Below are 7,460 nucleotides of genomic sequence, written 5' to 3'. Positions count from 1 at the left end.
GTCCAGCTCCGCGTAGGTCAGCCGCCGGTCGCCGGCGATCACGGCGGTCGCGTGCGGAGTGCGCGCGGCCTGCGCCTCCACCATCCGCAGCGCCGTGGCGTGCTCGAGCGGCGGCTGCGGCGTCCCCGCCTCCAGCAGGGACGCGCGCTCGGCCTCGTCCAGCAGCGGCAGGCCGCCGATCCGGGTCCCCGGGTCGGCGACGGCGGCGGCCAGGACGCGCAGGTAGCGTCCGACGAACGTCTCCGCGGTCCCCCGGTCGAACAGGTCGGTGCGGTACAGCAGCCGGCTGACCTCGGTGGTCAGGTCGAACGCCAGGTCGTCCTTCGAGGTGACGTAGGGGATCGGCTCGATGCCGGAGTCGGGGATGTAGTTGAAGCCGAGCTGGTAGAGCGGCTGCACCCCCGGGTCCCGCTGCGGCGCGACCGCCTCCACGACCGCCTGGAACGGGATCTGGCCGTTCTCCATGGCGTCGAGCAGGTCCGCGCGGACCCGGCCGAGCAGATCGGCGAAGGCCGGGTCGCCCGAGGTGTCCGTGCGCACCACCATCTGGTTGACGAACATGCCGACCAGCCCGGCGACCTCCGGCAGGTCCCGGCCGCTCATGGTCACCCCGACCACGGTGTCGTCGTCGCGGGACAGCCGGGACAGCAGCACGACGTACGCCGTCAGGTACACCATGAAGGGCGTCGCGGCCGAGCGGCGCGCCACCGCGGCGACCTGCTCCTGCACCTCCCGCGGCACCGTGAAGCGCACCTCGTCGCCGGCGTAGCCGAGCCGGGCCGGGCGCGGCCGGTCGGTGGGGAGCGTGTGCACGGCGGGCAGCCCCGCCAGCCGCGACCGCCAGTAGCCGGTCTGCTCGGCCAGCGCCCTGCCGGTGAGCCGGTCGCGCTGCCAGGCGGCGTAGTCGGCGTACTGGACGGGCGGTTCGGGCAGCTCGGCCGGGCGTCCGGCCGCCGCGGCCGCACACAGCTCGGTGACCTCCTCCGCGAGGATGACGGACGAGGCGGCGTCGAAGACGGCGTGGTGGAGCACGAGGCTCACCAGCCAGCGGCTGTCCTCCATCCTGAGCAGCGTGGCCCGCCAGAGCGGGGCGCGGCCGGTGGGGATCGCGGCCTTGGTGTCGGCCAGGATGCGCTCGTTCGCCCGGGTCCTGCGCTCCTCGGGCGGGAGCGCCCGCAGGTCGTGCACCCGCACGTCGGGGTCGGCCTCGGCGTGCACCACCTGGCGGAGGGCGCCGTCGGCGACCCTGAGGGAGGTGCGGAGCACCTCGTGCCGTCCGGTGACGGCCCTCAGCGCCGCGACGATCTCCTCGGCCCCGATCGCGTGCGGGACCTCGATCGGGCACTGCAGGTTGAACACCGGCGAGCCGGGGTCCATCTGGTCGGCCAGCCAGATCCGTTCCTGGCCGAACGAGGCGGGAGCCTCCCACTCCTTGGCGGTCACTCCGTCACCCGCCCTGGCGCAGGCTGAGCGGGCGCATGTCGGTCCACACCTGCTCGATGTGGTCCAGGCACTCCTGCCGGGTCCCGCTGAAGCCGGCGTCGTGCCAGCCGGCGGGGAGGGTCCGCCCCTCGGCCCAGATCGAGTACTGCTCCTCGTCGTTGCGCACGACCAGGTAGAGGTCGTCGGTCATGGTTCCTGCCTCGTTCATCGACGGTCCAGCTTGGGGATGGTGGTGGCCGGGCGGGACTGCTCCGCGCCGTCGTCGGCGGCGGCCCGCAGCCGCTCGACGACGACCGCGAGCTCGGCCACGGTCGGAGACTCGAACAGGCTGCGCATCGGCAGCTTCACGCCGACGGCCTTGCGCAGGGCGGCGATGAGCTGCACGGCGATCAGGGAGTTGCCGCCGAGCTCGAAGAAGTCGTCGTCGACGCCGACCCGCGGCACGCCGAGGCCGTCGCTCCACACCCGCGCGATGGTCGCCTCCAGCTCGGTGCGGGGCGCGGCGTGGTCGTCCCCGGCCGCCTCGGAGCCGGGGCGCTCCTCCGCCCCGGCGTCGTCCGCGAGGGCGTCGGTGGTCCTGGCCCTGGCCCGTTCGGCGAGTTCGGCCACCGGAAGCGGGTTGACCACGACCTGGGGGCCGAGGCCCGCGGCCAGCACCCGGCGGAACGCCTCGGCGCCGTCCACGGGGGCGATCCCGCCCTCTGCCGGGGAGTCCGGCGCGGCCGGCGCGGTGGTCTCCCCGGCCGCGGCGGCCTCTCCGGTCGCGGCGCCGGGGGCGGCGGCGAGATCGCCGGTGACCGCGTCGCGGTTCACCCGGCGCAGCACGAAGTCGCCGATCTCCACCAGCACCCGGCCGTCCTCGTCGAACAGCGTCAGGTCCGCCGAGACGACGTCGTCACCGCCGTCGGCGTACCGCAGGTGGCTCCAGAACCGCGCGGGCAGCGCCCCGCGGACCAGCACCCTGCCGTAGGAGAGCGGCAGGTAGCTGCCCTCGCCGCGCCCCTCGCCGAACGCGGTCGCCACGTCGAGCAGCGCCGGGTGCAGCACCCAGCGGTCCAGGTCGGCCAGGGCGGCCTCGGGCGCGGCGATCCGGGCGAGTTCCTCGTCCGGGCCCACGTGGTGCTCGGCCAGCGCGTCCCAGCGGGGGCCGAAGGTGAGCATGCTGGTGCGGCCGGTCCCGTGCCCGGCCTGGCGTGCGGAGCCCGGCCGGCAGCGGGCCGCGATCGGCCGGGCGTCCGCCTCCGCGGCCCGCCCGGGACGCACCCACGCGGCCGAGCCGCGCACGTGCGTGGCGGAGCGGCCCGCCGTACGGCTCACCACCCGGAAGTCGGCGCCGCCGTCCGCCGAGGCGGTCAGCTCCACCCGGTACTGCGCGGTGCTCCCGTCCGGAACGGCGAACGGCTCCAGGAACGCCACGTCCCGCAGCTCCACGACGTGGCCGGCGTCCGGGGCGGGCAGGCACGCGGCCACGGCGGCCCGGACCGACTCCAGGTGGCCGGTGCCGGGCACCACCGGCACCTCGCCGATGCGGTGCTCGTCGAGCAGCCAGTGCGTGGCGGCGGACACCAGGCCGTGGCACCCGGCCTCCCCGTCCCGGCCGGTCACCCGGGTGGAGAGGACCGGGTGGTCCACCGCTTCGGCGGCCCCGCCGCGGGCGGCGCGGAACCCGTCGGGCGCGGACACCTCGACGGCCATGCCGACCTCGGTCCAGCCGCCCCAGTTCTGCGAGACGACCGGGGCGCGCCAGCCGTGGGCGCTGCGGGCGTAGGCGTCGAGGAAGGCGTTGGCCGCGCAGTAATCGACCTGCCCGAAGCCGCCGACCACCGAGGTCACCGAGGAGCAGAGCGCCACCCAGTCGAGCGGGAGGTCGCCGAAGGCCCGCGCCAGGGCGAGGGTTCCCGCGATCTTGGGCGCCAGCACGGCGGTGGCCGCGGCGCGGTCCTTCACCTCGGCCATGCCGCCGCCGGGCAGGCCGGCGGCGTGCACGATGCCGTCCAGCCCGCCGAACTCGGCGTCGATCCGCTCGCGCACCGCGCCCAGTTCGGCCGGGTCGGTGACGTCCGCGGCCAGCACGAGCACCCGGGCCCCGGCCTGCTCCATCCGCCGGATCGCGAGGATGGCCCGGCCCGTCCTGTCGGCGCCGCCGTGCACCGCCAGGTGGGTGTCCCACTCCTCGCGCGGCGGCAGGCCGCCGCGGCTGAGCAGCACCAGCCTGGCGCGGGCGCGGCGCGCGAAGTCCTCGGCGAGGGTGATGCCGATCCCGCCGGTCCCACCGGTGATCAGGTACCGGCCCTCCTCGCGGACCACCGTGCCGTTCGCGCTCTCCGCGTCCAGGGACACCTGGGTGTAGTCGGTGACCCAGCGGCGGCCGGCGCGCAGCGTCACCTCCGTCTCGTCGGCGGGCCGCAGCAGCTCGGCGACGAGCTCGGCCGTCCGCGCGGCGCCCTCCTGCGGGTCGGCGTCGATGTGGCGGACGGTCAGGCCGGGCAGCTCCAGCGGGACCACCCTGGCGATGCCCGCGAGGGTGGCGTGCTCGGGACGGGTCAGGTCGCCCTGGGCGTCGGAGGTGCCCGACGACACCACGTCGAGGTGGACCCCGTCGGCCGCGCCCGCGCCGGCCAGTGCCTGCACCAGGCTCAGCACGCTGAAGAAGCCCCGTTCCTGCGCGTCCCAGGCGGCGGCGATCCCGCCGTCCGCGGGCGGGCCGTCCAGCGCCAGGGCGTGCACGATCCTGTCGGGCACACCGGCGGCGAGCAGCGTCTCGTGGTCGCCGGCGCCGGCCACCCGCACGGTGGCGCCCCGGGCCCGCAGTGCGGCGACGAGCGCGTCCCCGCGGGGGCCGTCGGCCAGCACCAGGCAGTCGCCGAGATCGGTCCGCCGGGTGTCCGGGGCGGCCTGGCGCCAGGTGGGCACCGCGAACCAGTCGGCCAGCGGCAGCGGGCCGGCCGGTCCGCCGCGCCGGGCCGGGACGGCGGTCTGGTCGACCGGGTCGGGGTCGACCCAGTAGCGCCGGCGCTCGAACGGGTACGCCGGGAGCGGCACCTTGCGGCCCGTCCCGCCGAAGCCCGCGGCCAGCGGCACTCCGGCGGCCCACAGCGCGCCCGCCGCGTCGTAGACGGTGGCGGCGTCCCCGGCCCGCTCCCCGGGCCCGGGCAGGCTGGGCAGCGGCGCGGGCGCGCCCTTGGGCAGTTGCATCCTGGCCAGGCCGGCCAGCTGCCGCCCGGGCCCGCACTCCACCAGCAGCGGCGGCGCGTCGGCGTGCGCGGCGTACAGCCCGGCGACGCAGGCGCCGAACCTGACCGGCTGCCGCAGGTGGCCGGCCCAGTACGCCGGGTCCGTCGCCTGCTCGGCGGTGATGGGCCGGCCGGTGACGTTGGACCAGAAGGGCAGGCGCGGGGCCCGGCGCGGCACCGAGGCGACCAGCGCGGTGAACTCCGCGAGGATCGGCTCCATCATCGGCGAGTGGAACGCGTGCGACGTGCGCAGGGCCTTGCAGCCCACCTTCTCGGCCTTCAGCGTCTCGGCGAACGCCTCGACCGCGTCCGCGGGACCGGCCACCACGCAGGTGCCGGGGCCGTTGACGGTCGCCACCGACACCCCTTCCGGCAGCCGGCCGGCCAGCGCCGACTCGTCCTGCTGGACGGCGAGCATCGCGCCCGGCGGCATGGACTGCATCAGCGCGCCGCGGGCGGCGACCAGCCGCACCGCGTCGGCCAGGGTGAAGACCTCCGCGACGGTCGCGGCGACGTACTCGCCGATGGAGTGGCCGATCATCTCGGCCGGCCGTACGCCCCAGCTCTGCCAGAGCCGGGCCAGCGCGTACTCCACCGTGAACAGCGCCGGCTGGGTGTAGCGCGTGCGCCGGAGCGTCTCCTCGGCGTCGGGCGCGCCGCCGAACATCAGCTCGCGCAGGTCGAGGCCGAGGTGCTCGGTGAGCAGGTCCGCGCACTCGTCGACGGCGGCGGCGAACACCGGCTCCGTCCGGTACAGCTCCGCGCCCATGCCGGCGTACTGCGCGCCCTGCCCGGAGAACAGGAAGACCACCGCCGGGGAGCCGGCGCCGGCCTCTCCCCTGCGCCGGCGCTTGCGGTCCCGCAGCGCGGCGACCGCGTCGGCCCGGTCGGCGGCCACCACCGCGGCCCGGTGCGCGTACTCCGGCCGGCCCGTCCGCAGCGTGTGGGCCACGTCGGCGAGGTCGGGGCCGTCGCCGGCCGCCAGGTGCCCGGCGAGCCGCTCCACCGCCGCGTCCAGCGCGGTCGCGGTCTTGGCGGACACCTGCAGCAGGTGCGCGGGCCGCGCGGGGCGCGGGTCCGCCTCGGCGCGGGGCGCCTCCTCCAGGACCACGTGCGCGTTGGTCCCGCCGATGCCGAAGGAGCTCACCCCGGCGCGCCGGGGGCCGCCGCCGGTCTCCCACTTGCTGAGCGTGGACGCCACGTAGAACGGGGTGTCGCCGAAGTCGATCGCCGGGTTGGGGCGCTCGTAGTTGATCGTCGGCGGGATCAACCCGTGCTTCAGCGCCAGCACCGCCTTGATCACGCTGATGATGCCCGCGGCCTGGCTGAGGTGGCCGATGTTGGACTTCACGGAGCCGATGCCGCACCAGCCGCGGTCCCGGGTGTCGCGCAGGTACACCGAGGACAGGGCGGTGACCTCGATCGGGTCGCCCAGCGCGGTGCCGGTGCCGTGCGCCTCGACGTAGCCGATCGTGCGCGGGTCGATCCCGGCGAGCCCGAGCGCCTGCGCGATCGCGGAGGCCTGCCCGTCGACGCTGGGGGCGGAGAAGCCGACCTTGCCGGCGCCGTCGTTGTTGATCGCGTTGCCCCGCACCACCGCGTGGATGTGGTCGCCGTCGGCGAGGGCGTCCTCGAGCCGCTTGAGCACGGCGACGCCGACGCCGCTGCCCCAGACGGTGCCGTTCGCGTCGGCGTCGAACGGCCGGCAGTGGCCGTCGGGAGAGGTGAATCCGTCCATCCCGAGGTATCCGGTCGCCGGCGGGTGCTCCACGTTCACCCCGCCCGCCAGGGCCATGTCGCACTCGCCGCCGCGCAGCGCCTCGCAGGCCAGGTGGAAGGCGACCAGCGAGGTGGAGCAGGCGGTGTGCACGGTCAGGCTGGGCCCGCGCAGGTTCAGCCGGTACGACACGCCGGTGGCCACGTAGTTCGGCGAGTTGGCGGCGGCGAGCCCGATGCCGTGGCGGGTGTCCCACGCCCGCTTGTTGCGGGCGAGGTTCTCCCACATGTAGTGGTTGCCTCCGGTGCCCGCGTAGACGCCGATGGCGCCGTCGTAGCGCGCCGGGTCGGTCCCGGCGTCGTTCAGCGCGGCGTAGCACGACTCCAGGAACAGCCGGTGCTGCGGGTTGTGGATCTCCGCCTCCCGCGCGGTCATGCCGAACAGCCCGGCGTCGAACTGGTCGTAGCCCTCCACGTAGGGCGCCTTCGGCACCCAGCTCGGGTCGTCGACGTCCTCCTCGGAGGCGCCCCGCGCCAGCTGCTCCTCGCGGGTGAAGGTGCTGATCGACTCGACACCGTCGACCAGGTTGCGCCAGAACTCGCCGATGTCGGCGGCGCCCGGCACCCGGGCGGCCATGCCCACGATGGCGATCGGTTCGACGCCCTCGTCGGTGACGTCACTGGTCATGGTCGTTCTCCTGTCCGATGGTGCTGGGGACGCGTCGTGGGCGTCGGGTGCGGTTGCGCCGGGTCTCGGCACGTGAGATCGCGCGGGCGAGTTCCGAGTCGCCGTCCTGGGAGGTGCCGGCGGAGCCGTCGGCCCGGGCGTCGAGGTGGGCGGCGAGGGAGCGGATGTTCGGATAGCGGAACAGGTCCACCATCCGCAGCTCGCGGCCGAGCCGGGCGCGCAGGCGGGCGTGCACGGCGGCGAGGGCCAGCGAGTGGCCGCCGATGTCGAAGAAGTTGTCGTCGGGGCCGACGCGGTCCCGTTCCAGGACCTCGCACCAGATCGCGGCGATCAGCTTCTCGGTGGCGGCCGACCCGGCGGCCCGGCCCCCGGGCGGCGCC

General features: G+C 75.9%; 4 protein-coding genes. All 4 read right to left on the bottom strand.

Going from position 1 to position 7,460, the window contains the following annotated elements:
* Window positions 1-1,443, bottom strand: a 1,443-nt coding sequence (locus tag ACFOWE_RS24920; protein ID WP_377291853.1) for a condensation domain-containing protein, incomplete at its 3' end; no start/stop codon positions are given.
* Window positions 1,444-1,447: 4 nt separating this feature from the next.
* Complete coding sequence (locus ACFOWE_RS24915; RefSeq protein WP_377291851.1) at window positions 1,448-1,651, bottom strand: MbtH family protein; 204 nt, start codon at window positions 1,649-1,651, stop codon at window positions 1,448-1,450.
* Window positions 1,648-7,080 (bottom strand): type I polyketide synthase, encoded by a 5,433-nt coding sequence (locus tag ACFOWE_RS24910; RefSeq protein WP_377291849.1) that lies wholly within the window; start codon window positions 7,078-7,080, stop codon window positions 1,648-1,650. Before ACFOWE_RS24910 ends, ACFOWE_RS24915 begins: the two co-directional genes overlap by 4 nt.
* Window positions 7,070-7,460 (bottom strand): phosphopantetheine-binding protein (locus ACFOWE_RS24905; RefSeq protein ID WP_377291847.1); only part of this gene is annotated, 391 nt, incomplete at its 5' end. The genes ACFOWE_RS24905 and ACFOWE_RS24910, both read right to left, overlap by 11 nt.

It is taken from the genome of Planomonospora corallina, assembly GCF_042650625.1.
GTDB classification, from domain to species: domain Bacteria; phylum Actinomycetota; class Actinomycetes; order Streptosporangiales; family Streptosporangiaceae; genus Planomonospora_B; species Planomonospora_B corallina.
This window is presented reverse-complemented; position numbering and strand designations above follow the sequence as displayed.